Below are 24,886 nucleotides of genomic sequence, written 5' to 3'. Positions count from 1 at the left end.
CGGCATGGCCGGCTGGAGCGGCAATTGAAGGAGAAGCGGTATGTCGAAGCGCCGATACGCCATCTATGACGTCTTCGCCGACAAGGTTCTGGCCGGCAACCCATTGGCTGTCGTCTTCGACGCCGAGGGTCTGGACGACACGGCGATGCAGCGCATCGCCCGCGAGTTCAATCTGTCCGAGACCACTTTCTTGCTGTCTCCGACCAACCCGCTCCATCGGGCGAATGTGCGCATCTTTACGCCGGGATACGAATTGCCCTTCGCCGGCCACCCGACGGTCGGCACGGCGATCGCCTTGACGCAGGCCGCTGCCGAGGCGGGCGAGCAGCATGCGGGCATCTTTGTCCTGGAGGAGAAGGTGGGCCCGGTGCGCTGTGCGGTCACCCGGAACGGCGAACTGGCCTTTGCCGAATTCGATTTGCCGAAGCTGCCGGAGCAATTACCCTTATCGGCCAGCGCCGAGGCGATTGGCGCGGCGCTCGGGCTCGATGCACAGGAGATCGGCTTCGAGAACCATCGTGTCGGCCTGTGGTCAGCAGGCGTGCCGTACATCACCGTGCCTGTCGCGTCACTCGCGGCAGCAGGCCGCGCGCGGTTGGACGGTCCCGCTTGGCTCGACCTCGCCCCGACGCGTGAAGGAGGCGCGCCGGCTTGCGCCTATGTCTACACGCGCGAAACGACGGCCAAGGACTGCGCCTTCCATGCGCGCATGTTCGTGCCGGGCAGCCCCGGTTACGAAGATCCTGCCACCGGATCGGCGGCCGCGGCCTTCGCCGGCGCCATCCAGCACTTCGACAGGCCGGTGGACGGTCCCGGGCAATATTGGATCGAGCAGGGCATGGAGATGGGAAGGCCGTCCCGTATCCGCCTGGAGCTCGATATCGAACAGGGGCGAATCGCAACGGCACGAATCGGCGGTCACGCGGTGAAGTTCGCCGAGGGGACCTTGGCGGTTTGAGCCTTGCGACAGGCTACCGCCAGCCTTCCAGGATCTCGCTCGTTTCGGCGGTTTCGACCTGCTGGGCGAGCCGCTGGTGGTAGAAGGTCATAAGGGCGTCGTGGGTCTCGTCGGACGAACTGCACAGTGCGTCGGTCACAAGAACGACCCTATACCCCCGGTCGACCGCACCCAGCACTGTCGCCAGAACGCAGATATCGGTCTCCGTTCCAGTCATGACGAGCGTATTGACATCGCTGCCCGCAAGAAGGGTGTCCAGCCTGCCCTCGGTCCAGGGCGAATAGACACGTTTGTCGATGATCGTGGCCGGCGGCACGAATCGGCCAAGTGAAGGCAGAAGCTCGATTTTCTCCGCACCGATCGCTTCGATCGTAACTTCGGCCCATCGCCGGTAATAGCGCTGCCACGCCCCGACACCTTCGCCGGGGCGTTCTGCCGGTACGAAGCGCGTGAAGATCGTCCTGGCCGGGCAATGGGCGACGATTTTTTCCACATTGGGCAAAACGCGGGTCATCCACGGTGTCGCCCAGGGCGCGCCTTCGTCGAATATCCGCTGCATATCGATGCACAAATGGATCGTGCCTGCGTCAAGAGGGCCGTATGTCAGGCCGGAAGCTGCCATGCCAGGAACTCCGCACAGTTGGAGTGGGTTCAACTCCGTTTGTGCTGCGGCGTTCCCGGCTTCTGTTGTGATTTCCGCAACATGGAGAGAAAATGGTCTGGACAGGCCAAGTCGCTATGGCTATATGCGCCATCAACCGCTGCCGAGCGGGTGTGGGTGTGTAGCTCAGTTGGTAGAGCAGCTGACTCTTAATCAGCGGGTCCACAGTTCGATCCTGTGCACACCCACCAAATTCCTCAATATACCTCGCCGATATCGCCACGCGTTCAAATCTTAGCCGTGCCACGGTCTGGCGGCTGGTCGATGAACCGCATGCAATCACGTTCGAAACGGCGACGTTGCTCGACAGGCGTGAAAGTCTGCGGCAGTGGCAAGAGGACAGCGCAGGCCGGTCAGAGATGGCAACCAGAAAGCGAACTCGAGCGGATCGATCCACCAATCGAAACGGACGGCGACACCAGCGCGAAGGCCAAACGGTCGCTTACCCAAAATTAGTGCTTCCTCCGCGACTACGGGGTATGGAACGATCATATCTGCTCGCAGCAAATTTGCCGGTCATTTCGGCCGCTCTTTGCGTGACTTTCTTTTGTGTTTGGCTGGGTCAGAAAGAGCGCCGCCATGTGATTAATTGGTCGCTTTCTTATGCCTGCGGGTTCATCGGGTCCACTATCGGTTTGGTCCGCATGTTTCTGGAGGACGCCGCCGGTTACTCATTTCTCGCCAATGCACTTCTGGTCGGAATGGCGTATTTTGCCGCGCGCGGTGTAATCGTCCGGCACGAGTGCCGAACACCAGACCATCTTCTTCTCCCGATTTATGCCGCAACGATCCTGGCCGGGTTATGGTTCGGCTTTGTCGAGCCAATCATCATTGCACGTGGAACGGCAGCAAGCGTGGGCGCAGCCGCGATGTTCGTGATCGCCGCCAGGGCGACGATGAAGCACAAGGGGATCGATACGGTCGACTATCTCACCGCGGTAGCTTTCATAGTTACGGCTGCCATGCTCGTTGGCCGACCACTCTTCATTTACGCCTTCGACACGCCTGTCCAGGTTGAGACGGACGTGACAGGATCCTGGTGGGGCATCAGCTTCAGGTTTTTGGCGATGTTGATGTGGGTCTTGCTCGCCATCCTCTTTCTTCAAAGGATCACAACTGACCTTTTGAAAGACCTCCGGACACAGTCTCTCACCGATCCACTTACGGGAATTCCCAACAGACGCGGCTTTTTCTCTCTTGCTGCGAGCCTGGCCAAAGAGGAGACATTCGCCGTCGTTTTGTGCGACATAGATGAATTCAAGAAGGTGAACGACGCCTACGGACACAAGGCAGGGGATACGGTGATCCAGGACTTCGCTCGGGTCATGGAGGCGGCAGCGGCTGGCTGCACTATCGGCCGTCTAGGTGGTGAGGAATTTGTAGGGCTCTTGCGCGGTACGGATATCGTTGGCGCTCGGGCATTTGCGGAGAACATTCGGTCAACATTTGCTGCGACCCCCCACCGAGATATTCCGCGTTCTCATACCGTCACGGTGAGCATCGGTGTCGCTGTTGCGCTTAGCAGTGAGCCTCTTGAGGCGGTTCTCGACCACGCGGATGCTGCTCTCTATCGGGCCAAATCGAAGGGGCGGGATTGTGTCGAGATAGCGGTGATGCCCCTTTCGGATAATTCCAGGAGGATCTCCGGCATGAGCCGAAGACGTGGTAGTTGTGCTTAGCCAGGGCGCGAAGCAACTTCTTGATCCGACACCGCCGCGCAATCATCGCTCGCGGCGCTATCTGGTGCATCTCGCGTGCTGCTGGCGGCGCTGAATGCCGTTCTGGTAGAGCTCACCTCGTAGCGAGGATCCGGCAGCGCCGAGCAACGATAGGCGGCCAGCACGCCGGAGCCCGACCATCTGAGCGTCGGAACAATTTTTCGGCGGTTCGGTTTGCTCCGCGAACCAGGAGCGATGACATGTCCGACAATCCCAAAAACGTGCCGCCGGTAAGAACGCCCGAGACCGAAGGCCTGCCGCACAAGCGCCGGGACGAAACGAATACCGACGAAGGAGGAGCACCGGTCAACCCCGACACGAGCGGGGAAGCAAGACCAGCCGATAATCCTCTGCCCGATCCATTCCCTGAGCGTCGCAGCGATGCGCCCGATCAAGCAAACGTTACGCCGAGGCCTACCAACAATCCCATTGACGATTGAGCATAGGATCGCAACGCTCCACGTCGCGACCAGGGATGCCGGCGAGAAGGCCGAGTTCGAGTTGGATCGCCGCCGAGCACCAGTCGGGCACTGCACGAGGGCCCGATAGGTTGCGGCCGGCGACCCCAACTTTGAATTGCCTGAGCGCGCCGGCCGCCGCGGCTTCTAACGGCCGCAAGATAGGCCTATCAGAATACTGTAAGAAATATTGTTAAATCATGGTAATAATCATTTACGTTGCGTAAGATGTTTCTCCCTGGAGTCGAGATAGCCATCTTATAAATCGCTTGCTTGCCCGGTTGCTCGATATATCTTGCGCGGACTGTTCAGATTCAACCGATGCTTAGTATTCCTGGCCATGCGCTCGGATGCACGGACAATCGTCGGTCAGAAGCTTGTCAGGCTACTCTCGGAAAAGCGATCGGAATCTTCCTGGCATTCGTGCCACTTCTTGAAGGCATTCGCTTCGTCACGTTTACCGTAGCACAGGCCTCTTTCGTTCAGCGCCAAACCGTAGACCGTCATCGACATACAGGCGACGGTCACCTGGACATCGCGACTTGGGTTGCGGAGGCATATGTCGCCGGTGTGTTCATAGAGATCCATCAGTTTTTGATTGGTCTCCGTCGCATCAGCGAAACGCTTTTCCTGGGCGATCAAAGGCTGGGCCGGCATTATGAAGAAACAGAACAACGATAAGATGGCAGAAATGACTCGCATCGAACTCCTCCTTCACAACGATGGCGCGCGGCGCGCCGTCCCCCTCTTCAACTCGGCTTCGCCGAGCCACCTCTCCCCCACTTCGTGGAAAGGCGCCGAGTGCAAGGTCAGCGGTCCTCTCCCTCCCCAAGGTGAAGGAGAGGTGCTCGGCGCAGCCGAGACGGAGAGCGGGACCTACCGTTCGTGCGTGTAGGCAAGGAGCCAGCGCGCGGCAAGGGCCCCGCCGAGAGGTTAGAGCTTCCCGCGCTTTTTACCTGGATCGTGAGTGTGGTGGCGATCTCTTTCGCCGCCGCCTCCCGAAACGCGGCTCGTGTTGCGGCGCTCATCATCCGCAGGCGGCTTCTTGACCTCCAAAGGGGCCTTGGCATTCTCATGAGATGCTCCGGGCCCGCCTTGGCGAATGGTTTGAGGCGCCTTCTTCGATGTCGACATGGCCTGCTCCTCAGCGGTCTTGCTGGTGTCCCTGGTGGGTCGTATTGACCTTGGTGTTTGCCTGCTGTCCTTGCCGATCCGGATCGGGTGCGCCCTGGGTGCCATGATGTAGATCGTCCGGATTTGCCTGCTTTTGTTCACCGGATCCCTTCGGACTCCGGTTCTGCGGCGGGACGGGCGGTAGCTTGGTGGACATCGTGCTTCTCTCTGAATGTGGGATTGGAGAAGCTGTGCCAGCCCATTGCCGCATCCGCTTCTCCCGATCTTTTCCAACGGTGGAGGAGGACAGGTGTTCCGGCAGAATCGAATAAAGCCGACGCTCTGCATGTGGAGAAGAAGTCACAGCAGAAGCTTCAGCGGTAGAGAGCGTCCGGCTCGCGGCCCATGCGTATGGAAGCCTGTGCCGGCGGCGCGGTAAGCAGTGGTATTCGGTCAGCGACACGCCCGGCGAAGCGCACTATCCGGTGCTGCAGGGGCGACAGTCCCAGGCGCTGGAGCCCCAATGCGACCTGCAGGTCTGTCGGAACGATATCCACGGCCGCCTGGATCAGCAGACGCTGGAAGGGGCGCAACGGCCAAGGCATGGCCGGCGCCCGGCGCATGATGGTGAGAAATTCGAAAATTATCTCCGATCGTTCCAACGCCGGCCGCATAGCCTCAAGAAGGCTTTCCCAATCCGACAGACTTTTGGGAGCGCCGGTCGCTCCGTAGAGCTCGGCGGCCGCGGCACCCTCGCGAAACACCGCCGATCGCTCCTCTGGAGAAAGTGGCAGGACGAAACGATGATAGGCTTCGATGAAGCCATAAGATGCTGTCGCTTGGACCCAGTTCAACAATCGTGGATCATTGGCGTGGTATCGCAGCCCCGTGGGTGTCGTGCCGCGAACCCTCTCGTGTGCGCGCACAACACCTTTGATCATCTTCTCCGCCGCCGTGCGGGGTCCATACACGGTCATCATAGCAGCAGCGCCTGTTCGTCGAAGACGGGTAACCGCGTCCTTGCGAAAGGAGCTGTGATCCCACACCCCGGTCCGCACCGACGGTTCGGCAAGTTCCAGAATAACGGCCGCTACTCCGCCGACGAAAAGGGCAACGGGATTCTTGAATATCCGCCAGGACACGGAATCCGCATCGACCAGGGCTGCCTCATATTTCGGCTTGGAGTAGTCGAACTCCAAACCCGGAGGAGGGCTCATCAATTCGCCGGCTCTTTCGGAGAGCATGGCGATCACTCGGCGAACAACCATGGGCGAACTCAGTTCGGTTCTCTCCAGAAATGGGTCCGAAGGCGTGTTGGACAACCCGTCGTTCCCAGGCCGACCGCCTCGCTCTTGAACGAGGCGCCAAGCCTGGTGGACCGCGTGGGTGTGCCGCGTGAGAAAACGCGGCCGCCTGGGGCTTTACCAGCGATACGGCCCGTGCCGTCGGCTAGTACCAGCGCCGGTGCGACTCCGATGTCGCTTGGCTGAACAGGCAACCGATCGCGAACCCGACGATGCCGCCGAGGAACATTGCTGAAGAAACGGTGCCTGGATTTTCGCGAACTGCTTCGGAAACAGTTTGTGCCTGCGTTCTGAGAGCCTGGGTGGCCCTGGAAGCACGCTCCGTGGCACCATTGTACCATCCACTTACTTCCTCTGCTGTTTCCTCAGCCCGTCCTGCCAACATTCGGTTGATCTTGTTGATCTCGCGTTTCATTTGAGCAACCTGCTTTTCCAGCGCCTCTTGGGCCTCGCGAGTTGTCGTTTCCGGGGTAGTTCTGTCATCGGCCATTTCAATCGATCCTTTCGGCTGGAGGGTGAAGGGCACCTTGATGATGCGGGCTACTAACGTTCCGAAAGGACAAGGGTTTCGCATGCTGAAGCAGCTTTCACCTCAAGAGAGGTTCGAGCGGCTTGTCACAACCCTCAAGTGTAGGTCCGAAATCCAGTGGGGCTTATACCGACCGAGCACAGCTCTTGGCCGAAAAAGATCGTAGATCGGCTGGCCGACATCGGGTCATGAAACAACTGAAACGATATCGGAAAAACTCCTGAAAAAGTCTTGGTTTAAATTGCTTGCTTCGCGAGATGCCGGCCCTCTGCCGGATTTACATGGCGATAGTCACCAAAGGACATGAGAATGATGGGGAATGAACATCATTTGCCACAACTGGCCGGCGACATTTTTCTGACCGATGGCGGGATCGAGACCACACTGATCTTTCATGAAGGTCTCGAGCTGCCCTATTTCGCTGCATTCCTTCTCCTTCAGGACAAGGAGGGTACCGTCGCCCTGCGCAATTACTATGCCCGCCACGCGGCGGTCGCTCGCGACAACGGCGTAGGTTTCATCCTGGAGAGTGCGACCTGGCGGGCGAGCCCCGACTGGGGCGAAAAACTAGGGTATTCGTCGAACGCCCTCGACGATGCCAACCGCAACGCAATCGTGCTTCTCCATGATCTGAAGGCAGAATTCGAGACGGACCGTTCGCCGATGGTCATCAGCGGCTGCGTCGGCCCGCGCGGCGACGGCTATGATCCGGGGAAGCTCATGACGCCGGAGGAGGCCGAGGCCTATCATGGCCAGCAGATCGGCGTCCTTGCAGCCGCTGGCGTCGACCTGGTTACCGCTATCACCATGACCAACGTCAACGAGGCTATCGGCATCACCCGAGCCGCTCAAACCGCCGGACTTCCGGTAGCCATTTCGTTCACGGTCGAGACCAACGGCTGCCTGCCGACGGGCGACAGCCTGAAGGAGGCAATCGGGATGGTCGACGCCCTAACCGACGCGGGGCCGGCCTACTACATGATCAACTGCGCTCACCCGACCCACTTCGAGAAACAGCTCCATTCCGGCGAGACATGGGCCGACCGCATTCGTGGCATCCGGGCAAACGCTTCGGAGCGCAGCCACAAGGAACTCGACGAGGCCACGGAGCTCGACGCCGGCGACCCGGTGGCTCTCGGGGAACAGTATCGTGCATTGCGAAGGCGGTTTCCGCGGATCAACGTGCTCGGCGGCTGTTGTGGCACGGATCATCGGCACATCGAGCAGATCTGCATGGCCTGCACGGCACCGTGAGGTCGGAATAAGTCCTGAGAGAAAATCACGATAGATTGCGCGATGACACGCTTCGCTGGAACTTTGTGAAGACAGTCCGCGTTTCCGCGAAGATACTCGACAAACAGGATCATCACATTGCTCAGGCCGCTGATTCCCGAGCGGGCGGTCAACGACTACGGTTGGCCTCTCGCCTTCCTGTTCCTGCTGGTTGCCGGCGTCGCCAGTATCGTCGGAGGGCCGGCGGTATTTGCAAGGTCGCGACGCCACAGCGATGGTTTTGGGTTTTCGCTCTGCCGTTTTCCAGATGGCCGACAGGGGGACGCGCAATCAGAGAGGCTGCCTTGACATGCCTCGATATGGAACAGGGAAATGGCGAGACTGACGTGCCCGACGCACGTCGTGAGGGCTTGGTTGGCTTCGCAAGAGTGCTCTGGAACCCGTCTGCCGAGATATCGTTCTGCACGAGTGCAGGAAGGGAGGATCCCATGAAGTTCATTGCCAGGAGTGACGGGTCGACGATCGACGCCTTTCAATGGACTGCGGGAGGCAACCAGGCGGAGGAGCCGGGGTGGATTCTGGCGAAGCTGAGGAGCGGGCAGGTACGAATTGTCGATTCCCAGACCGCATTGCTGAAGATGGAGATCGACAATGGCGGCGTGGTGCGGATCGCCGAGATCGATGATTGGATCGTCCGTGATCGCGACGGCAACGTATTCCCGTTTCGCCCTGCAGTCTTCGGGAAGCATTATCGGAGAGCGTAAGCCACGCACCGACGACGCTACGGCCTCAGGCGTTGTCGATGCTTCGTTGCGCCGGCCGTCCATTACGAGGTCGTTTTTCCTTGCCTCCCTCTCGCGTAGAACCAGTGTGCTTTTCGACAACCACGCTCAATCGCTGGTAAACACCGAGACCGACGACCAAGGCGACACCGCCAAAAAGAGCAAGGGTCGGATAAACCATCGTTCGCATATCTTCCTTGCTCGCCTCGAACATGGACACGAGCGACTCGAGGAACACCGCGATCGCGATCGTCGAAATGAATTTGGTCATGCTGCGTCTGGCTTCGCCAGGCTGCCGCATCTCGCGTGCACGAATGGCCTCTTCTTCAAACAGGTATTTTCCGACGTCGAATACCGCGATCGCTATGATGGTGTAGCCGACCGCTTCGAGAAGAGTTGAACCGACTTCCTGCCCGGAAGCGCGAAAAGCTCCCCATCAGCGCGATGCTGGTGACGGCAAAGACAGTCCTGCTCACCAGTTCAAAGACGGGCATTCAGCTCCTAGCAAGTTCTCCTTGTGTTGCGTGCATTCTCAACAACGAAGCTGTTCGGCTTTGGCGATGCAGCGCGGGTGACGTCTTTTCCGGGGCTCCGTTGTCCGGCGGGTCACTTGCGGCGCGGCGATTCGAGGATGCGAGACGGAGCCCGTGCCAGCAAATGCGCCTCCCGTGCCGCAGCCACGAAGGCGCGACGCGCCTTGGCCGCAGGCTGCCAACCATCAATGGCGTCGCGGCAGATTCTGAGCGCTGCCCGGTATTTCGGACCGGGCCGTGCCGGTCGGTATTGAGACAGGAACTCTATTCCCTCCCATGCACTCGCTACGATGCGGCGGTGACCCGGATCTAGAGAGATTTCGACAGGGATAGGAAATGGACGGTCACTCATTTTCTTCCTCCGGTGGTCTGAAGGCTTTATTCGGGGGGGCTGGAAGAAGGGCTTGACGCCGAGTGTCAGGTCCCGGCGGTCGAGGGATATGGAAGCAGGATGTCTGCCTCGCGAGCAGCGGCGACGAAAGCAGCGTGCGCAACGCTTGCCGTTTCCCTGCCGCTCGCAACCAGGAGGGATATGGCGCAGGCGTCGGCATGGCGCGGGCCACGAAAGGTCGGCCATCGTTTCAAGAGAAACTCTGCCGCACTTTCGGCGTCTTCCACAAGGATCGAACGCGCTGCATCGCTGACGGCTACGGGTTTTGGGAATCGGGTATTCAAGTCGGGCCTCCATTAGCGGCGAGGGCCTAACTCCCAACGCGGTACATGGTTCCAGCGAACAATGAAGCTCCTCTGCCATGCCTTCCAATTAGCACGGCGGCCGTTCCGTTCTAACCGCGCCATTTGGACGAACAGAGGCGTAGATCAATTGTATAGGCGGAGTAGTCAGCAGTCCGAAGGAAAACAAAATCTCCTGCGCTGGCCGGATTTCTAGATCCGGCCAGCGATAGGCGAAGGAGAATTGTTTCCGACTATTCAGCAGCCTCGAGATGCTCTCCAGAACTACCTGCAGTAAGGATGCTCCGGAGCTCGCTGCGCGAAAATTTCATCGTATAACGATACTGCGACTGGCCGTCATAGATACCCACCGCGCAGAAGGAGAGGCAGACGTCGTCCCCGTCTGACGCGATCTCCCCTTGCTCGAGCGGCTGGTTGAATATCGTCCGTTCATTGCCCGGACGCTTCGCCGGTCCAACATGAACACGCATGGCACACCCCGCTACATTTACCGCCGTTGAACGCGCAGGGAAGACCGGTGGGAGTTTTGGGCATGGGGGCATACCATAGGCTCCGCACGGACGGGCTTCGTCTGCGTCGAGAGCCCAGGCCGGATGAACTGCCCCGTATTATCCTGTTTACACGGGGCCCACGTACATCTGAGCAGTACCTATGATTGCGATCCAGAAATGGTTGTCAAGATGCTTGGCTTTGCGGGGATTTTTATTTCTGGAAATTTTATTTCGCGTGACGGGCTACTTGTCACGAATATTTGATGTACATGGCATGTCTTCCCATAGGGTTCGGGCCGCGGCGGCGGCCACGTCAAGCAGGCAAGAGGGCCAGGACCAGCCAAGCAGCGGCCAAAGCCAGAATGGCTGCGGCAGCCTTCTTCCAATGGCGTTCGAGAATCGTGGGTCCGCGCTCCCAATTGTAGGCCATGCGTGTCACCTTCCTGCCGGCCACCAACGGAATGCTGGCAACCGCTATAACAAAAATCCAACCCGCGCCCGACGGATGGCAGGTGATCGCATGCTGTTTTTAATGAGGCGTTAATCCTGATCTAACGGGCGGCTCCTCGGTCGATGGACCGGCGGAGCGCTGGTCTCCGCAAGGAGGGGCCAGCCAGGACCTATGGGGCATGGAGCTGCGCCCGTTAACCTCTCTCGAGGCGGCGGAATCTTAACCTTGGCGGGAGGGCCGGGGACACATCCCCATTTGAAGTAGCCGTGTCGGTCGAAAAGCTGAGCCGACGATCGTCCAATGGTACCGCTCCTTTTCAGGAAGGTTTGGATGTTGGCAGCCGCGACGCCTCTTTGCCGATGCGTCTCGCAAGCCTGTGACGCCCCTGCGGAGTTTCTTTGGGCTGTTAGGCACGATCGGCGAGCTTCGGGCACTTGGCGGGTGCTGGCGTCAATTTGAAGCACGACTCCCCCTGCTGACACCACACTGTCAGTATGAGGCCACGGCGGACCGGCTCGCGGCTTGCGGTGAGGGCGGTGGCCCCGCTACGAAGTCCCGGAAAGGTGGAGGTAGTGCGGGCATGAAGGAAAGGATCTCGCTGAAGACTGCAAGGCGAATTGCGCTCGCCGCCCAGGGTTTCGGCGAAAAGCGGCCGGCCGCGACAGTCGACCGCCGCTATCTCAGGCGTTTCCTTGGCCGGAACGGCCTGCTCCAGATGGACTCGGTCAACGTCCTGGTCCGGGCGCACTACATGCCCCTTTATTCCAGGCTGGGCGCGTACCCGCTAAACCTGATCGACGACAATGCGCGCGGCAGGAAGCGCATGATGTTCGAATATTGGGCACACGAGGCTTCGCTGCTGCCGCTCGAGCTGTACCCGCTCATGCGCTGGCGCATGGAGCGCGCCGAACGCGGCGAAAGGGTCTATGGCGGTCTTGTCCGTTACGGTCGCGAGAATGCCGACTACATCGCGAAAGTGTTGAAGGAAATATCGGAGCGGGGACCGCTCGCCGCATCGGACTTCGACGGGGAGCGGGGGCAGGGCGGCTGGTGGGGCTGGAGCGACGTGAAGCACGCTCTTGAATGGCTGTTCTGGACGGGTCGCGTGACAACCGCGGAGCGGCGGCCGAGCTTCGAGCGCGTCTACGATGTCCCCGAGCGCGTTCTCCCGGCGTCGGTGCTTTCGGCGCCGGTGCCCACGGCCGACGACGCGATCCGTGAATTGTTGGGCATCGCGGCTCGCGCGCTGGGCGTCGCTACGGCGAGCGATCTGCGCGACTATTTCCGATTGCCGCCGGAGGACGTGAAGGCGCGCCTGCCGGAGATGATCGAAGCCGGGGAGGTGCTGCCGGTGAAGGTCGAGGGCTGGAGCCAGCAAGCCTATCTCCACAAGGGGGCGCGCGTACCGCGAAAGATCGAAGCGCAGGCGCTCTTGTCGCCCTTCGACCCGCTCGTCTGGGAGCGCTCCCGCGCCGAGCGGCTGTTCGATTTCCGCTACCGGATCGAGATCTATACGCCCGCCGAAAAGCGGGTCCACGGCTATTACGTGCTGCCCTTTCTGCTCGGCGAGGCTATCACTGCGCGGGTCGATCTCAAGGCCGACCGCCAGGCTGGCGTGCTGCGAGTTATGGCCTCGCATCGCGAAGCCGAGGCTCCGCCTCATGTTGCCGAGGCGCTGGCGACCGAACTCTCCGACGTGGCGGCATGGCTCGGTTTGAGCGACATCGAGGTCGCCCACATGGGCGAACTCGCTCCCGCGCTTTCGCGCGAGATCAGAACCTCTCCAGTTTCCTCTTCACCCGCCTGATGAACGCGGCGCGGCTTTCCGGCGTCGACGTATCCATCCGGTAGTGCGCCAGGTAGAATGTGGAGCAACGCCACGCGCAGAGCGCGCGGATGCCGCGCAGCAGCGTCTTGCGGCCGGGCTGGCCGATGACGAAGGACCACCAGCGGGCGGCGCCGCAAGTGGTGATGACGCCGAGCTTTCGGACATGGGTCATAAGCGGCGTGATCTTGGCGTCTTCGCCGTCGAGTGCGAAGGCGACGTCCTTTGCCCAGACCCGGTCCAGCCACCCCTTCAGCATCGCTGGCAGGCCGTACCACCAGGTCGGATAGATGAAGAGCATCGCTTCCGCCCACCGGAGATGGTCGAGGTGAGCCGCGAGCGCGGGATCCTCGGGCGCGCGGTCGTTGTAGGCGCGCCGCTCGGCGCAGCACATCACCGGATTGAACTTCTCCGCATAGAGATCGATCAACCGCGGTTCCCAGCCTCTCGCCACAAGGGCTTCAAGCGCTGCTTCACGTATGGCGGCGCAGAAACTGTCCGGCACCGGATGGCAGTAGACCACGAGGACGCGCATCACTGGTCCTGCTTCAGCGCGCTTTCGTGCCAGCGTCGCAGAATGAGATGCGAGACGAGCGAGAGCACAAGGAAGATCACGATGCCCGTGACGGAGATCAGGATCAGGGCAGCGAAAAGACGAGGCGCATTCAGGCGATAGCCCGCCTCGATGATGCGCGACGCCAGGCCGGAAGACTGGCCCGTTGCACCCGCGACGAACTCAGCTACCACCGCGCCGATCAGCGAAAGGCCGCCGGCGATCTTCAGGCCGCCGAGAAAATACGGCATCGCCGCGGGCAGCCGCAAATGCCGGAGCTGCTGCCAGCGGCTCGCGCCGTTCAAGGCGAAAAGATCTCGAAGATTGCGGTCCACGGAGTTCAAGCCAAGCGTCGTGTTGGACAGGATGGGGAAAAAGGCGACGATCCACGCGCAGAGCAGGAGCTTGGCCGTCTGGTTGCCGACGTAGATGTTGATCAGCGGAAAGATCGCGACGATCGGCGTCACCTGCAGCACGACGGCGAAAGGAAAGAACGACATTTCCACCCATTTCGACTGGGCGAAGAGCACGGCCAAGCCGACGCCGCCGACCACTGCCAGCAGAAGGCCGAGGAATGTGATCTTCAGCGTGACGAGCAGCGAGGAGAACAGAAGCGGGGCGTCGCTCCAGAGGGTGGAGAGAACGACACCGGGACGAGGCAGGATATATTGCGGGATCTCGTTCCAGACGCAGATGCGGTCCCAAAACCAGATCGCCAGTATCATGATGGCGAGCGGCAGCAGCCAGCGGCCGATCCGCTCCAGCCTCTCGCTGCGCAGGCGGCGCTTCTCCTGAGCGTCGATCGGGCTCGCGTTCCCATCAAGTATCGCCATGCGTCTCTCCCGATCCTGCATCGATGGCTTGGGAAAGCATGGCCGATGCCTGCCGGCAGAGCTCGGCATATTCCGGCGAGGTCCGGAAGGCGGCGTCGCGGGGATATGGCGCTTCTACGGCCAGCTCGCCATGGACCCGGCCCGGGCGCGCCGCCATGACCACGATTCGGTTGGAAAGAAATGCGCTTTCGAAGACGCTGTGCGTCACGAAAATGGCGGTGAAGCGCTGGTCCAGCCATAGCTCCAGGAGATCGTCGTTCAGTTTGAAGCGGGTGATCTCGTCCAGGGCTGCGAAGGGTTCGTCCATCAGCAACACCTTCGGCCGCGTCACCAGTGCCCGGGCGATGGAAACGCGCATCTTCATGCCGCCGGAAAGCTCGCGCGGCACAGCGTCCTCGAAGCCTGTGAGATGAACGCGCTCGAGCATCTCGCGGATGGACGCCTCCGCCTGTGCGCGCGAGACGCCCCTAAGCCGCAACGGCAGCCACACATTGTCGAAAACGCTCGCCCAGGGCAGGAGTGTCGGTTCCTGGAAGACGAAGCCGATGTCGCCGCGCCCGGCATCTCCGCCCCGCCAGTCGAGCTGGCCGGAGGTGGGCATCGCCAGGCCGGCGATCAAGCGCAAGGCGGTCGACTTCCCGCACCCGGACGGGCCGAGAAGGCTCACGAAATCGCCTTCGCGGACCGCCAGATTGACGTCCCGCAAGGCAACGACTCCGCTGGAGAAGGTCTTTGCGACATGTCGGAAGAGCAGGAGGGGCGGAGCGCCAGCCACCCCGCCTTGCCGCGCAATCTGTTTCTGAAGCATGCGGCTTTATTTCTTGAGATCGAGCCCGACGCCCTTGTTGACGAACTGCAGAGTGTAGGACTTCTTGATGTCCAGTCCTGCCGGCACGACCTTCGCCTTCACCATCTTGTCATAGAAGCTTTGGATGTGTTCGTCCGTCATAGCGCCGATGCCGAGCTTTTCGCTGTCGCCGGAATCAACGATGCCGAACTCCTTCATCTTGTCTATCGAAAAGGCGATCTGCTCGTCGGTGATGTCGGGATTGTCCTTCTTGATCATCTCGTTGGCGGTTTTGTTGTCGCCGTAGAGATAATTGTACCAGCCCTTGGCCGAGCCATCGACGAAGCACTGCACGACATCAGGCCGCTCGGTGATGGTCTTGTCCATCGTCTCGATCGTCGTCGCGTAGGTGGAGAAACCATAGTCGGCCAGCAGGAACAGGTTCGGCTTGAAACCGCCCTCCTTCTCCACCGCAAAAGGCTCGGAGGTCACGTAGCCCTGCTGAATGGACTTCGGATTGGCGAGGAAGGGGGCGGTGTTGTACGTGTAAGGCACGCGTTTAGCGGGATCGAAGCCATATTCGGTGATCATCCACTGAAGGAAGCTTTGGGCACCCTCGTCGCCGATGATGTACTGGTCGGCATTCTTCAGATCTTCCCATTTGTCGAGGCCCTGGCCCGGATGGGACATCACGACCTGTGGCTCCTTTTGGAACGTGGCCGCGACGATTTTGAGCGGGATGTTCTGCTGCACGGCGTCGAAAGCCTGCAGGAGGTTGCCGCCCATGTAGAAGTCGAGCTTGCCTGCCAGCAGCAGGGGGCGGCCGCTGACTTGCGGTCCCCCGGGCACGATGGTGACGTCGAGGCCGCAGGCAGCATAGGTGCCATCCGCTACGGCCTGATAGTAGCCGCCATGCTCGGCCTGCGCGAGCCAGTTGGTTCCGAAGCTCACCTTTTCGGCGGCTTGCGCGCTCATCGCGGAGGCCGCCAGCAATGCCAAAGCGGCCCCGCAAATTCTGTAGTTGCTGTTCATCGACACCACCCATTTTCGCCCCCGCGCCGGGGAGCACGACGCTAAAAGAAAAGCAAGATGTGTGCCATCGGGCGTGCCGGACCAAGTCGGCAGCCTGGGGCCGGCGGGTGGACATAGCCGGGTGGCTTATGCCTTCGCCTCCGGCATGGTGCCTATTTTTTGCACGTCTGTCCACAAGTGCCGAGGCGGCCGCGGCGTCCTGAAACGCGGTGGATTGTGGTAACTCAGAGAGCGCCGACCAGGAGCAGGAGAGCACCGGCAACCATCAAGGCCAGCCCAGGCCAGTTCGGCCCGAGTGCAAGAAACCGGACGCCGCGCTGCGGCGGCTCCAGGGTGCCTTTTGACGGAGCCGGACGCGCCTGCGGCGCCTCGCTCATTCGACCGCGCCAGATGGCTTGTCCGGCGAGATAAAGCAGCCCCGCAATGACAAGCGCTCCGCCGAGCCAGATAATCAGCATGGTCGTCTCCGAGGTGGTGTGCTTGGATATCTAGGGCCGCGGGCGCCTTAGGCAAATTTGGTGGTCTGGGCCTTACAAAAGACGCCGGCCTGAAATATGCAAATCGGGAAGTTGATGTCCGGCGAGGTTGATGTGACGGGAACGGGAAGGCGCGCCTCGTGGGGCGACTATAAGACGACCGAGTTTGCCGCGATCGATCCCGAAGCGACCATCGCCGTGCTGCCGGTCGCGGCCATCGAACAGCACGGGCCGCATCTGCCCGTTTCGACCGACACGACCATCATGGAGGGCATGCTGGAGACGGTCATCGCCAGCTTGCCCGTCGATCTGGACGTTCGCATCCTGCCGGTACAGGCCGTCGGTAAATCGAACGAGCACATCCATGCGCTGGGTACGCTGACATTGCCGCCGGCCACGCTGATCGATGCGTGGACCGAACTCGGCGCTTCCGTCGCCCGCGTCGGCGTGCGCAAGCTGGTCGTCGTCAATTCGCATGGCGGGAACGAGGAGATCATGGGCATCGTCACGCGTGAATTGCGTGTGCGCTTCTCCATGATGGCCGTGAAGACGAGCTGGCAGCGTTTCGGGCGCCCTGCCGGCATGTATCCAGAACTCGAGGATCGCCACGGCATCCATGGCGGCGATGTCGAGACCTCGCTGATGCTGCATTTCCGGCCGGATCTGGTCGATATGTCGAAGGCCGAGAACTTCGTCTCCGGCGTAGCCCAGGCGGAGAAGGACTTCGAGCTGTTGCGACACACCGGCACGCATGCCTTCGCGTGGCTTGCCGCCGATCTCAATCCGCACGGCGTGGTGGGCAATGCGGCCGTGGCCACGGCCGAGAAGGGCCGGTTGACCGCCGAGCATCAGGCCGCCGGCTTCGTGCGCCTGCTCCGTGACATACGCAAGGCGAAGCTCGCGGATTACCTGAAGTAGCTCGCCTTCCCAAGCCCTCTTCCAGGGCGGTGAGAGATCACCGCTGAAAAGCCGAGGTGCCGATCGAATTAGCTCGCCAGCGCGTGCCCACTCTTCGTGTCGAAGCAATGAAGATGTGCCGGGTTGAATGCCAAGCCGATGCGGTCGCCCGCACGTGCAGCGATCTGCCCGGGCGCAACGACGCAGACGGTGCGGCCGCTCGGGAGCGTGCCGGTGATGACCGTCTCGGCCCCGGTTCGCTCCACAAGCGCGACCGCCGCGGTGACCGCGGCGTTTTCCGCGGGCTGAAGCCTTATGTCGTGGGGGCGGATGCCAATCGTCACGTCGCGGGGACCCGTTCCGCCAGACCGGCCTTCGCCCGCAAGCTTCCCGTCTTCCCCGAGGTCAAAGCCTCCCGGATCGCGGGTAGCGGGCAACAGGTTCATCTCGGGGCTCCCAAGGAATGTGGCAACGAAAAGGTTCGCCGGCCTGAAGTATAGATCCATGGGGCGGCCCACCTGCTCAACCGTGCCGTCCCGCAGCACCACGATCTTGTCGGCCATCGTCATGGCCTCGATCTGGTCGTGGGTTACGTAGATCGTCGTTGCCCCGAGCCTGTCGTGAAGGCGGCGGATTTCGGCTCGCATCTGCACCCTCAGCTTGGCGTCGAGGTTCGAGAGCGGTTCGTCGAACAGAAACACGGCGGGGTCGCGCACGATGGCGCGGCCCATGGCGACGCGCTGGCGCTGTCCGCCGGAAAGCTGCCGCGGCAGTCTGTCGAGCAACGGCGCGAGTCCGAGGATTTCCGACGCCCTGCCGATCTGCTTGTCGATTACCGCCTTGTCGCCCTTGGCCAGCCGCAGGGAGAACGCCATGTTCTCTCGAACCGTCATGTGAGGGTAGAGCGCATAGTTCTGGAAGACCATGGCGATGTTGCGCTCCTTCGGAGACAGATCGTTGACCCGCCTGCCAGCGATCAGAAGATCGCCGTGGTCGATCTGTTCAAGGCCGGCGATCATGCGCAGCAGGGTGGACTTGCCGCACCCCGATGGGCCGACCAGCACCACGAACTCGCCATCCTCGATGTGCAGATCGAGAGAGGGAATGACTTCGAGCTTGCCATAGAATTTCCGGATGCCGGAAAGTTTGACCTCTGTCATGCAAATCTCCCTATTCCGTGCGAGCTTGGTGTGGTCGTCGGCACGGCGCCGCCAATGCTTGCCGCCATGTCTTCCCGTATGAATTGGGCTGCGCGCTCGCCGATCATGATCGCTGCCGCGTTGGTATTGCCGGAGATCAGCCGCGGCATGATCGAGCAATCCGCCACCCTGATTCCCGCCAGCCCGTGCACCCGCAGGCGCGAGTCTACGACATCACCGCGATCGGGGTCGGGGCCCATCCGACATGTGCCGCTGGGGTGATAGATCGAACTGCCGGTCGTCCGTATGTAGTCGAGGATCTCGTCGTCGCTCTCGACCGCCGGACCGGGCCGGTATTCCTCCGCGACCATCTCTGCCAGAGCGGGAGCCGACGCGATACGACGCGTCCAGCGGAATCCCTCGACCATCGTGAGCCGGTCGCGCTCGGTCGCGAGATAGTTTGCGCGGATTTCGGGACGGACCGCAGGATCGGGCGAGACAACGAAGATCGTTCCCTCGCTTTCTGGCCGCAACTGGCACGCGGAAATCGTCGCGCCCGGGAAGGGATGCAGCCCGCCATCGTAGCTGTCGAGGCTTAGCGGCTGAAAGTGAAACTGCACGTCGGGTCGATCCGGCGACAGTCGCGTCCGGGCAAAGCCTCCCGCCAGGGACGCGCCGAAGCTCAGCACCCCCTTGCGACGCAGGAGATAGTCCAAGCCGATAAGCAGTTTTCGAGATGGCCCGCGGGTCAAGCTGTTCAGGCTGATCGGGCGGTTCAAGCGCAGGACCAGACGCGACTGCAGATGGTCCTGAAGGTGCCGCCCGACCCCGGGGAGGGCGTGTGTCGGCGTTATCCCGACGGCTTCGAGTCGTTCGGGATCTCCAATGCCGGAAAGCTGAAGGATCTGCGTGGAGCCGATGGTGCCCGCGGTCAGGACGATTTCCCTGCGACAACGCAGATGCAGAACCTTATCGTGGCGACGACAACGAATGCCGGTGACGCGGCTTCCCTCCAGTTTCAACTGCTCGGCTTCAACGCCGGTGAGGATTTTCAGATTCTGTCGGCGGGCGGCCGCTGCAAGGAACGAGCGGGCACTGGAAGAACGACGGCCATGCTTCGTGGTGAGCTGGAAGCGGCCTACCCCTTCCTGGCCGGCTCCGTTGAAATCGTCATTCAAGGGCAGTCCGGCCTGCCTGCCAGCCTCGATGAAGCGGGTGACCAGCTCCAATCCCACGGCCGGGTCTTCGACGCCCAGGCCCCCACCGGCTCCGTGGAACTCACTGGCGCCTCGTGCCTGCGACTCCACCGCCCGGAAGGCCGGAAGAACATCGGCCCAACCCCATCCGGAATTGCCTCGTTGCGCCCAGTCGTTGAAATCGTCCGCATGCCCACGAATGTAGATCAGTCCGTTTATCGCGCTCGATCCGCCCAGAACGCGCCCGCGCGGCCACGCGATACGGCGGTTGTTGAGCGCCGGCTCCGGTTCGGTTTCATACCGCCAGTCGTAGCGCGGATTGTTGATGGTCTTGAAGAAACCCGACGGTACGTGCAACCAGGGGTTAAGATCCCGGGGGCCGGCCTCGATCAGGAGCACGGAGGTGCCGGCATCCTCGCTGAGGCGGGCGGCAAGCAGGCAGCCGGCGGAGCCGCCTCCTACCACGATATAATCGTATGTTTCGGGATTGTTCATGATGTTTGATCCGAGGGAGCGCCTGGCTGCATGGATTGCGATGCTGTCTCAGCCCTTCACCGCTCCTGCCGTCAGGCCGGCGATCAGATAGCGACGCGCCAATGTAACGAGCAGCACGACGGGCATGAGTTGCAGCGTCACCCCTGCGAAAAGCACGCCCCATTCCGTACCGTCGACCGCTCCCATGAGCTCGCTCAGGATCAACGGCGCGGTCTTGGCGTTGTTGGTGGTGAAGATCAATGCGAAGAGGTACTCGTTCCAGGCATACACGAAGACGAAGATCGACCCTGCCGCCATGCCTTGGAGCGTCAGGCGCGCGAGGATGCGGCTGACCAACTGCCATTCGCTGGCGCCGTCGACATAGGCTGCCTCATCCAATTCATAAGGAATCTGATCGAAGAAGTTCTTCATGATCATTGTGTTCAGCGACACCCAGAACGTCGCGTAAAGCAGGATCAGCACGATGTGGGTGTCGCTGAGGCCAAGCCGGTCGACGACAGGAAACAAGGGCAGTGTCACGACTATCGGTGGCAGCACGCGGACCGCGATCATGTAGACCGCCATCCATGAGGTCAGCCTGCTGCGATATCGCGAATAGGCATATCCGCCGAGGAAGCTGACGGCGCCCGCAAGGACGGTGGCACCCAGCGCCACGATCAAGCTGTTTCCCATGGCGTTGAAAAAACCTTGCCATTGGCTGACCAGCTTGAAGTAGTTGTCGACGGTCGGCGTGAAGGCGAGTTTCGGCGGGTAGGTGAAGATATCCACCTGGCGCTTGAACGACGACATCACGATGAAGAGAATCGGCCCGATCGACCAGACCAGCATGAAGGCCAGGAAAAGGCCGCGAGCGATCCGCTCGAGCGGTGAGAAAGTCGTCTGCATCATGCGCCCTTCATGCTGCGCTGCATGGCAAGAAGAAATACGGACGCCAGCAGGAGGGAGCCCAGCACCATCATCCACCCCGTGGCCGAGGCGATGCCGAAATCGCCGTAACGGAAACCGTGCTGATAGAGGTAGACGGCGAGGACCTCCGACATGCGCGCCGGTCCGCCCTTGGTCAGCAGCCAAACTTCCGAGAACATTCGGAAGGCGAAGATGAGACGGAAGATAAGCGTTATCAGGAGCGTCGGTACAAGCAAAGGCAGCGTGATCCGCATGAAGCGCTGCCAGCGTGTGGCGCCGTCGATCTGCGCTGCCTCGTAGAGCGAAGAGTCGATCGCGAGGAGTCCGGCGTAGATCATCAGGAACGTGAAGGGCAGGTGGGTCCAGATATTGATCACGCCGACCAGCGTCAGCCCGATGACAGGCGAAGCGCTCCAGTTCAGCATGCCGAAGCCCATGCCTTCGAGGCTTCGCGCGATGGCGCCCACGCTCGGATCCATCATCATTTTCCAGACAAGGACAGCCACGACCTCGGAGATGGCGTAAGGCATCAGGACGCAGGCGAACATCAAGCCGCGAAGGGGGACGCCGGATACGAACAGTGTTGCGAGCGCGAGCCCCAGCAGCAGCTCGACATAGACCACGCCGTTGACAACGAAGAACGTGTTGACCGCTGCTCGCCAGAAGTAACCGTCTTCAAAGACCGCTCGGTAATTGTCGAGCCCCACCCATGTAAGTCCGGTTCCGTAACTGGACTCGTTCAAACTGAGCCACAGGACATATAGTGAGGGTATCGTCAGGATGGCGAGCAAGAGCAGGTGGAGCGGCGACATGTAGAGCCAAGTGGTCAGGCGCGGCCGACTGTGCATGTATCTTCCGTTTTGTGATTGGTTGTCGTCATGAGCGAGCCGGCCGGGCCCCGGCTATACGCCGAGCAGGAGATATTGCGGCTCGCAATATTCCAGGATTCCGACATGTCCCCCCTCGCGGCCAAGTCCGGATTGCTTGACGCCACCGATCGGCGCCATTTCCATTCCGAGATGGATAGCGTTGATCCCGACCATGCCGAGTTCCAGCGACTCGGCGGTCTTCAGCAACATTGCGATGTCGCGCCCCCAGATGTAACCGGCCAGGCCGTACTGCGACGCATTGACCGAGGCCTTGACCTGATCAAGATCGGTGAAGCTGCTCAAGGCCGCCACCGGACCGAATGTTTCCTCGCAGGACACCATCATCGTCGGTCCGACATTCTCGAGCACTGTCGCTTCGTACCAGTTTCCGCCGATGGGCGCGCGGCGGCCGCCGCGGGTCAGCTTTGCGCCCTTGCCCAATGCGTCGGACACGTGACGCTCCACCTTCACGAGGGCTGCTTGATCGATCAGAGGAGCCAGCGTGCTTTTCGGGTCGCGTCCGTCTCCCGGGACAAGCCGGTCCACCTCGACGAGAAAGCGCTGGAGAAACGCGGCATAGACCGCCTCGTGGATGAAGAACCGGTTCGGGCAGACGCAGGTCTGGCCGGAGTTGCGGAACTTGGCCGCCGCGGCTGCCGTTGCCGCTTTTTCAATGTCGGCATCGGGAAGAACGATGAAAGGTGCGTGGCCGCCCAGTTCCAGCCCGAGCTTCTTTATCGTTCCGGCGCATTGCTGGTAGAGGAGGCGGCCCGTGGCCGTCGAGCCGGTAAAGCTCAGGAAGCTGATGCGTGGATCCCCCGTCAGTACTGCGCCGATCGTGGCCGCATCTCCCGTGACGACCTGCAAGGCGCCCTCGGGAAGCCCTGCCTGACGACCCAGCTCGGCCATCGCCAGCGCTGAAAGCGGCGTCTGCGGTGCTGGCTTCAGGACGACGGTGCAGCCGGCCGCCAAGGCCGGTGCCAGCTTTCTCGCGACCATCGATGCCGGGAAGTTCCATGGCGTAATGGCACCGACAACCCCGATCGGCTTGTGCGTGACGAGGAGGCGGCTATCAGCACGCGGCGAAGCAATGATTTCGCCGTTCAAGCGGCGCGCTTCCTCGGAGAAAAACTCGAAATAGCCGGCCGCAGATCCGATTTCGGCGCGCGCTTCGGCCAAGGGCTTGCCCTGCTCCGCAGTCAGGAGATGAGCAAGATCCTCGGCATGTTCGGCAATCAATTGCGAGAGGCGTCGCAATATTCTGGACCGCTCCTGCGGCACGGTTGCCGACCACCCGGCAAGCGAATCATGCGCCATGCCGATCGCGGAACGTACCGTTTCGGCGGACATGGCGGGCACATAGCCGATGGGCGCACCGGTCGCGGGATCGTTGATTGCCGCATCCCCCTGCTTCTGGTCCTTGTTGCTCCCCGCGATGTTGAGCTTGCCCCACTGCAATGGCTCCTCCCTTCATTCGATTGCATGAAGCATATTGCATCATGGATCCAAGATTGCAATAACCTCTTCGACGCGGCAACGAAGGGAGACCGATCGTGAAGAACGTAGACTATGACGTCATCGTGCTTGGGGGAGGCAGCGCCGGAATTGCCGCCGCAGTGGCGGCGGCGCGAAACGGGGCAAGGACGGCGCTCGTGGAAGCAGGGCAGATGCTCGGTGGGGAACTGCTGACGGGAATGACCGTCGACGGCGCCATCAACGGTCGGGGGGAGGACACTGTGGGAGGGGTCCTCAACGACCTGCTGCAGCTTTGCCGTGGCATGGGCGGCTTCGTGGCTAAACTGAACGACTGGCGGCTGATCCAGTACGTCGCCTACGATCCGGAAATCATGAAGATCGCCATTCCCCGTCTGGTCTTCGATGCCGGGGTAAGCGTTTATCTGCAGACCTTCGCCGAGGAGGTCGTCCAGACCGGCGGCAAGGTTTCCGGGGTCATCGTCCGCAACAAGGCAGGGCGGCAGTTGCTCTCCGCACGCGCCTTTGTGGATGCCTCCGGCGACGGAGACCTCTGTGCCATGGCCGGCGCGGAGATGCTCAGCGTGGGGCGGGACGAGAAGCCCCAGCCCATGTCGATGATGTTTCGAATGGCCAATGTGGACGGCGAGGCGCTGTTGTCTTACGTCCGGGATCATCCGGAATGCGTGGCCGTCGGCGAGAGCGATGCAATACGCGGGGGACGTACGGATCGCGAGATCACCGAGGAAATCTATCGCCAAGGCCAGCCCTGCGTATTTTTCAAGGGAGATGGCCCGCTGCTCGGCAACGCCATCCAGACAGGGCAGATGTTCCCGACCGCGCTGGTGATGATCCAGCCGACCTCGGATGTGCGTCGCGAGGTATGCATCAACGCCACGCGCATTGCGCTCGATGATCCGACGAGAACGGACAATGTCGCAACTGCCTTGCGCGTTCTCTCCGGCCAGGTGTTCCAATGCGCGGAATTCCTGCGCAATTCGGTTCCCGGTTTCGGTGCGGCAAGTATCTCGGGAATGTCGCCTCGGATCGGGATACGCGAAACGCGGCGCGTCGTCGGCGACTACATTCTTACGGCGGAAGATGTGTTGGAAGCCAGAAAACGCGACGACGGCGTTGCCAAGGGCTGCCACCATGTCGACATTCATCAGGACGGAACCGGCCAGATCCGCATTCCGGTGGCAGATGGCGGTTCCTACGATATACCGCTTTCAAGCCTGCTGCCGAAAGGCATCGATAATGTGGTCATCGCGGGGCGCTGCCTTTCCGCCAGCCGTGAGGCGCAAGGATCGGCCCGCGTCATGGGCAGTTGTATGGCCATGGGGCAGGCAGCTGGCAGCCTGACCGCGATGGCTGCCGGACAGACAAATCACGCCAATCTGCGCGACATTCCGGTCGGTCGCCTGCGCCAGACCTTGCGCGAGCAGGGTGCGATCCTGGACGGCACCCGCTGAAAGGAACGG

General features: G+C 61.3%; 27 protein-coding genes and 1 tRNA gene. 9 read left to right on the top strand and 19 right to left on the bottom strand.

Features of this window, described 5'->3' with window-relative positions; genetic code table 11:
- The first annotated feature begins 40 nt into the window (after nucleotides 1–40).
- A complete protein-coding gene (locus ACCO56_RS26780; RefSeq protein ID WP_433643961.1) occupies nucleotides 41–958 on the top strand; it encodes a PhzF family phenazine biosynthesis protein in 918 nt (305 codons plus the stop codon).
- Between the two features lie 13 nt (nucleotides 959–971).
- Here the strand turns inward: ACCO56_RS26780 and ACCO56_RS26775 are convergent, their stop codons facing one another.
- Nucleotides 972–1,580 (bottom strand): cysteine hydrolase family protein, encoded by a 609-nt coding sequence (locus ACCO56_RS26775; protein WP_433643960.1) that lies wholly within the window; start codon nucleotides 1,578–1,580, stop codon nucleotides 972–974.
- A 154-nt stretch (nucleotides 1,581–1,734) separates the two neighbouring features.
- Between ACCO56_RS26775 and ACCO56_RS26770 the strand changes: the two genes are divergently transcribed.
- The 3 genes from ACCO56_RS26770 to ACCO56_RS26760 all read left to right on the top strand — a co-directional run bounded on the left by ACCO56_RS26770 (nucleotide 1,735) and on the right by ACCO56_RS26760 (nucleotide 3,777).
- Nucleotides 1,735–1,810: transfer RNA gene (locus tag ACCO56_RS26770), tRNA-Lys, on the top strand.
- A 288-nt stretch (nucleotides 1,811–2,098) separates the two neighbouring features.
- Nucleotides 2,099–3,298: a GGDEF domain-containing protein gene (locus tag ACCO56_RS26765; RefSeq protein ID WP_433643958.1), complete on the top strand. Its 1,200-nt coding sequence runs from the start codon at nucleotides 2,099–2,101 to the stop codon at nucleotides 3,296–3,298.
- Nucleotides 3,299–3,537: 239 nt separating this feature from the next.
- Nucleotides 3,538–3,777 carry a hypothetical protein gene (locus ACCO56_RS26760; protein ID WP_433643957.1) on the top strand — a complete coding sequence of 80 codons (240 nt, stop codon included), beginning with the start codon at nucleotides 3,538–3,540 and terminating at the stop codon, nucleotides 3,775–3,777.
- A 387-nt stretch (nucleotides 3,778–4,164) separates the two neighbouring features.
- Here the strand turns inward: ACCO56_RS26760 and ACCO56_RS26755 are convergent, their stop codons facing one another.
- The 5 genes from ACCO56_RS26755 to ACCO56_RS26735 all read right to left on the bottom strand — a co-directional run bounded on the left by ACCO56_RS26755 (nucleotide 4,165) and on the right by ACCO56_RS26735 (nucleotide 6,702).
- Entirely contained in the window at nucleotides 4,165–4,497 is a 333-nt protein-coding gene (locus ACCO56_RS26755; protein WP_433643956.1) for a hypothetical protein, read from the bottom strand.
- Nucleotides 4,498–4,728: 231 nt separating this feature from the next.
- Nucleotides 4,729–4,929 carry a hypothetical protein gene (locus ACCO56_RS26750; protein WP_433643955.1) on the bottom strand — a complete coding sequence of 67 codons (201 nt, stop codon included), beginning with the start codon at nucleotides 4,927–4,929 and terminating at the stop codon, nucleotides 4,729–4,731.
- Nucleotides 4,930–4,939: 10 nt separating this feature from the next.
- Nucleotides 4,940–5,125, bottom strand: a complete 186-nt coding sequence (locus ACCO56_RS26745; protein WP_433643954.1) for a hypothetical protein — start codon at nucleotides 5,123–5,125, stop codon at nucleotides 4,940–4,942.
- Nucleotides 5,126–5,282: 157 nt separating this feature from the next.
- The gene (locus tag ACCO56_RS26740) at nucleotides 5,283–6,176 is read right to left on the bottom strand and encodes an oxygenase MpaB family protein (RefSeq protein WP_433643953.1); all 894 of its coding nucleotides are present in this window, start codon (nucleotides 6,174–6,176) and stop codon (nucleotides 5,283–5,285) included.
- Between the two features lie 181 nt (nucleotides 6,177–6,357).
- The gene (locus ACCO56_RS26735) at nucleotides 6,358–6,702 is read right to left on the bottom strand and encodes a hypothetical protein (protein ID WP_433643952.1); all 345 of its coding nucleotides are present in this window, start codon (nucleotides 6,700–6,702) and stop codon (nucleotides 6,358–6,360) included.
- A gap of 348 nt (nucleotides 6,703–7,050) precedes the next feature.
- Between ACCO56_RS26735 and ACCO56_RS26730 the strand changes: the two genes are divergently transcribed.
- Complete coding sequence (locus ACCO56_RS26730; protein ID WP_433643951.1) at nucleotides 7,051–7,995, top strand: homocysteine S-methyltransferase family protein; 945 nt, start codon at nucleotides 7,051–7,053, stop codon at nucleotides 7,993–7,995.
- 467 nt (nucleotides 7,996–8,462) lie between these two features.
- A complete protein-coding gene (locus ACCO56_RS26725; RefSeq protein WP_433643950.1) occupies nucleotides 8,463–8,738 on the top strand; it encodes a hypothetical protein in 276 nt (91 codons plus the stop codon).
- A gap of 25 nt (nucleotides 8,739–8,763) precedes the next feature.
- Here the strand turns inward: ACCO56_RS26725 and ACCO56_RS26720 are convergent, their stop codons facing one another.
- The 3 genes from ACCO56_RS26720 to ACCO56_RS26710 form a co-directional block, all read right to left on the bottom strand.
- On the bottom strand, nucleotides 8,764–9,027 hold the full coding sequence (locus ACCO56_RS26720; RefSeq protein WP_433643949.1) for a hypothetical protein: 264 nt from the start codon (nucleotides 9,025–9,027) through the stop codon (nucleotides 8,764–8,766).
- 335 nt (nucleotides 9,028–9,362) lie between these two features.
- Nucleotides 9,363–9,641: a DUF982 domain-containing protein gene (locus ACCO56_RS26715; protein ID WP_433643948.1), complete on the bottom strand. Its 279-nt coding sequence runs from the start codon at nucleotides 9,639–9,641 to the stop codon at nucleotides 9,363–9,365.
- A gap of 65 nt (nucleotides 9,642–9,706) precedes the next feature.
- Entirely contained in the window at nucleotides 9,707–9,964 is a 258-nt protein-coding gene (locus tag ACCO56_RS26710; protein ID WP_433643947.1) for a DUF982 domain-containing protein, read from the bottom strand.
- A 1,540-nt stretch (nucleotides 9,965–11,504) separates the two neighbouring features.
- Between ACCO56_RS26710 and ACCO56_RS26705 the strand changes: the two genes are divergently transcribed.
- Nucleotides 11,505–12,731 carry a winged helix-turn-helix domain-containing protein gene (locus tag ACCO56_RS26705; protein WP_433643946.1) on the top strand — a complete coding sequence of 409 codons (1,227 nt, stop codon included), beginning with the start codon at nucleotides 11,505–11,507 and terminating at the stop codon, nucleotides 12,729–12,731.
- Here ACCO56_RS26705 and ACCO56_RS26700 read toward each other — a convergent pair.
- The 5 genes from ACCO56_RS26700 to ACCO56_RS26680 all read right to left on the bottom strand — a co-directional run bounded on the left by ACCO56_RS26700 (nucleotide 12,697) and on the right by ACCO56_RS26680 (nucleotide 16,412).
- On the bottom strand, nucleotides 12,697–13,284 hold the full coding sequence (locus tag ACCO56_RS26700) for an NAD(P)H-dependent oxidoreductase (RefSeq protein WP_433643945.1): 588 nt from the start codon (nucleotides 13,282–13,284) through the stop codon (nucleotides 12,697–12,699). The two genes, ACCO56_RS26705 and ACCO56_RS26700, sit on opposite strands and share 35 nt — an antisense overlap.
- Nucleotides 13,284–14,135 (bottom strand): ABC transporter permease, encoded by an 852-nt coding sequence (locus ACCO56_RS26695; RefSeq protein ID WP_433643944.1) that lies wholly within the window; start codon nucleotides 14,133–14,135, stop codon nucleotides 13,284–13,286. The genes ACCO56_RS26700 and ACCO56_RS26695 overlap by 1 nt, the downstream gene beginning before the upstream one ends.
- Nucleotides 14,122–14,943: an ABC transporter ATP-binding protein gene (locus tag ACCO56_RS26690; protein ID WP_433643943.1), complete on the bottom strand. Its 822-nt coding sequence runs from the start codon at nucleotides 14,941–14,943 to the stop codon at nucleotides 14,122–14,124. Before ACCO56_RS26690 ends, ACCO56_RS26695 begins: the two co-directional genes overlap by 14 nt.
- 6 nt (nucleotides 14,944–14,949) lie before the next feature.
- Nucleotides 14,950–15,954, bottom strand: a complete 1,005-nt coding sequence (locus ACCO56_RS26685; RefSeq protein WP_433643942.1) for an ABC transporter substrate-binding protein — start codon at nucleotides 15,952–15,954, stop codon at nucleotides 14,950–14,952.
- A gap of 224 nt (nucleotides 15,955–16,178) precedes the next feature.
- The gene (locus ACCO56_RS26680; RefSeq protein ID WP_433643941.1) at nucleotides 16,179–16,412 is read right to left on the bottom strand and encodes a hypothetical protein; all 234 of its coding nucleotides are present in this window, start codon (nucleotides 16,410–16,412) and stop codon (nucleotides 16,179–16,181) included.
- Between the two features lie 114 nt (nucleotides 16,413–16,526).
- Between ACCO56_RS26680 and ACCO56_RS26675 the strand changes: the two genes are divergently transcribed.
- Nucleotides 16,527–17,348 (top strand): creatininase family protein, encoded by an 822-nt coding sequence (locus tag ACCO56_RS26675; RefSeq protein WP_433643940.1) that lies wholly within the window; start codon nucleotides 16,527–16,529, stop codon nucleotides 17,346–17,348.
- A 68-nt stretch (nucleotides 17,349–17,416) separates the two neighbouring features.
- Here ACCO56_RS26675 and ACCO56_RS26670 read toward each other — a convergent pair whose 3' ends face one another.
- The 5 genes from ACCO56_RS26670 to ACCO56_RS26650 are packed head-to-tail and all read right to left on the bottom strand — an operon-like array spanning nucleotide 17,417 to nucleotide 23,390.
- Nucleotides 17,417–18,487 (bottom strand): ABC transporter ATP-binding protein, encoded by a 1,071-nt coding sequence (locus ACCO56_RS26670; RefSeq protein WP_433643939.1) that lies wholly within the window; start codon nucleotides 18,485–18,487, stop codon nucleotides 17,417–17,419.
- Nucleotides 18,484–20,157, bottom strand: coding sequence for a GMC family oxidoreductase (locus ACCO56_RS26665; RefSeq protein WP_433643938.1), 1,674 nt, complete (start codon nucleotides 20,155–20,157; stop codon nucleotides 18,484–18,486). The genes ACCO56_RS26670 and ACCO56_RS26665 overlap by 4 nt, the downstream gene beginning before the upstream one ends.
- Nucleotides 20,158–20,205: 48 nt before the next feature.
- The gene (locus ACCO56_RS26660; protein WP_433643937.1) at nucleotides 20,206–21,045 is read right to left on the bottom strand and encodes a carbohydrate ABC transporter permease; all 840 of its coding nucleotides are present in this window, start codon (nucleotides 21,043–21,045) and stop codon (nucleotides 20,206–20,208) included.
- Complete coding sequence (locus ACCO56_RS26655; RefSeq protein ID WP_433643936.1) at nucleotides 21,042–21,911, bottom strand: carbohydrate ABC transporter permease; 870 nt, start codon at nucleotides 21,909–21,911, stop codon at nucleotides 21,042–21,044. Before ACCO56_RS26655 ends, ACCO56_RS26660 begins: the two co-directional genes overlap by 4 nt.
- 54 nt (nucleotides 21,912–21,965) lie before the next feature.
- Complete coding sequence (locus ACCO56_RS26650) at nucleotides 21,966–23,390, bottom strand: NAD-dependent succinate-semialdehyde dehydrogenase (RefSeq protein WP_433643935.1); 1,425 nt, start codon at nucleotides 23,388–23,390, stop codon at nucleotides 21,966–21,968.
- Nucleotides 23,391–23,485: 95 nt separating this feature from the next.
- On the opposite strand from ACCO56_RS26650, the gene ACCO56_RS26645 reads away from it, so the two are divergent.
- Complete coding sequence (locus tag ACCO56_RS26645; protein ID WP_433643934.1) at nucleotides 23,486–24,877, top strand: FAD-dependent oxidoreductase; 1,392 nt, start codon at nucleotides 23,486–23,488, stop codon at nucleotides 24,875–24,877.
- Nucleotides 24,878–24,886: the final 9 nt, after the last annotated feature.

This window comes from Mesorhizobium sp. 1B3 (assembly GCF_050958605.1).
Taxonomy (GTDB): Bacteria; Pseudomonadota; Alphaproteobacteria; order Rhizobiales; family Rhizobiaceae.
This window is presented reverse-complemented; position numbering and strand designations above follow the sequence as displayed.

Coding starts and splice junctions, on each gene's coding strand:
- ACCO56_RS26780 (WP_433643961.1), top strand. CDS start 41: ATGTCGAAGCGCCGATACGCCATCTATGACGTCTTCGCCGACAAGGTT.
- ACCO56_RS26775 (WP_433643960.1), bottom strand. CDS start 1,580: ATGGCAGCTTCCGGCCTGACATACGGCCCTCTTGACGCAGGCACGATC.
- ACCO56_RS26765 (WP_433643958.1), top strand. CDS start 2,099: ATGGAACGATCATATCTGCTCGCAGCAAATTTGCCGGTCATTTCGGCC.
- ACCO56_RS26760 (WP_433643957.1), top strand. CDS start 3,538: ATGTCCGACAATCCCAAAAACGTGCCGCCGGTAAGAACGCCCGAGACC.
- ACCO56_RS26755 (WP_433643956.1), bottom strand. CDS start 4,497: ATGCGAGTCATTTCTGCCATCTTATCGTTGTTCTGTTTCTTCATAATG.
- ACCO56_RS26750 (WP_433643955.1), bottom strand. CDS start 4,929: ATGTCGACATCGAAGAAGGCGCCTCAAACCATTCGCCAAGGCGGGCCC.
- ACCO56_RS26745 (WP_433643954.1), bottom strand. CDS start 5,125: ATGTCCACCAAGCTACCGCCCGTCCCGCCGCAGAACCGGAGTCCGAAG.
- ACCO56_RS26740 (WP_433643953.1), bottom strand. CDS start 6,176: ATGGTTGTTCGCCGAGTGATCGCCATGCTCTCCGAAAGAGCCGGCGAA.
- ACCO56_RS26735 (WP_433643952.1), bottom strand. CDS start 6,702: ATGGCCGATGACAGAACTACCCCGGAAACGACAACTCGCGAGGCCCAA.
- ACCO56_RS26730 (WP_433643951.1), top strand. CDS start 7,051: ATGATGGGGAATGAACATCATTTGCCACAACTGGCCGGCGACATTTTT.
- ACCO56_RS26725 (WP_433643950.1), top strand. CDS start 8,463: ATGAAGTTCATTGCCAGGAGTGACGGGTCGACGATCGACGCCTTTCAA.
- ACCO56_RS26720 (WP_433643949.1), bottom strand. CDS start 9,027: ATGACCAAATTCATTTCGACGATCGCGATCGCGGTGTTCCTCGAGTCG.
- ACCO56_RS26715 (WP_433643948.1), bottom strand. CDS start 9,641: ATGAGTGACCGTCCATTTCCTATCCCTGTCGAAATCTCTCTAGATCCG.
- ACCO56_RS26705 (WP_433643946.1), top strand. CDS start 11,505: ATGAAGGAAAGGATCTCGCTGAAGACTGCAAGGCGAATTGCGCTCGCC.
- ACCO56_RS26700 (WP_433643945.1), bottom strand. CDS start 13,284: ATGCGCGTCCTCGTGGTCTACTGCCATCCGGTGCCGGACAGTTTCTGC.
- ACCO56_RS26695 (WP_433643944.1), bottom strand. CDS start 14,135: ATGGCGATACTTGATGGGAACGCGAGCCCGATCGACGCTCAGGAGAAG.
- ACCO56_RS26690 (WP_433643943.1), bottom strand. CDS start 14,943: ATGCTTCAGAAACAGATTGCGCGGCAAGGCGGGGTGGCTGGCGCTCCG.
- ACCO56_RS26685 (WP_433643942.1), bottom strand. CDS start 15,954: ATGAACAGCAACTACAGAATTTGCGGGGCCGCTTTGGCATTGCTGGCG.
- ACCO56_RS26680 (WP_433643941.1), bottom strand. CDS start 16,412: ATGCTGATTATCTGGCTCGGCGGAGCGCTTGTCATTGCGGGGCTGCTT.
- ACCO56_RS26675 (WP_433643940.1), top strand. CDS start 16,527: ATGTCCGGCGAGGTTGATGTGACGGGAACGGGAAGGCGCGCCTCGTGG.
- ACCO56_RS26670 (WP_433643939.1), bottom strand. CDS start 18,487: ATGACAGAGGTCAAACTTTCCGGCATCCGGAAATTCTATGGCAAGCTC.
- ACCO56_RS26665 (WP_433643938.1), bottom strand. CDS start 20,157: ATGAACAATCCCGAAACATACGATTATATCGTGGTAGGAGGCGGCTCC.
- ACCO56_RS26660 (WP_433643937.1), bottom strand. CDS start 21,045: ATGATGCAGACGACTTTCTCACCGCTCGAGCGGATCGCTCGCGGCCTT.
- ACCO56_RS26655 (WP_433643936.1), bottom strand. CDS start 21,911: ATGCACAGTCGGCCGCGCCTGACCACTTGGCTCTACATGTCGCCGCTC.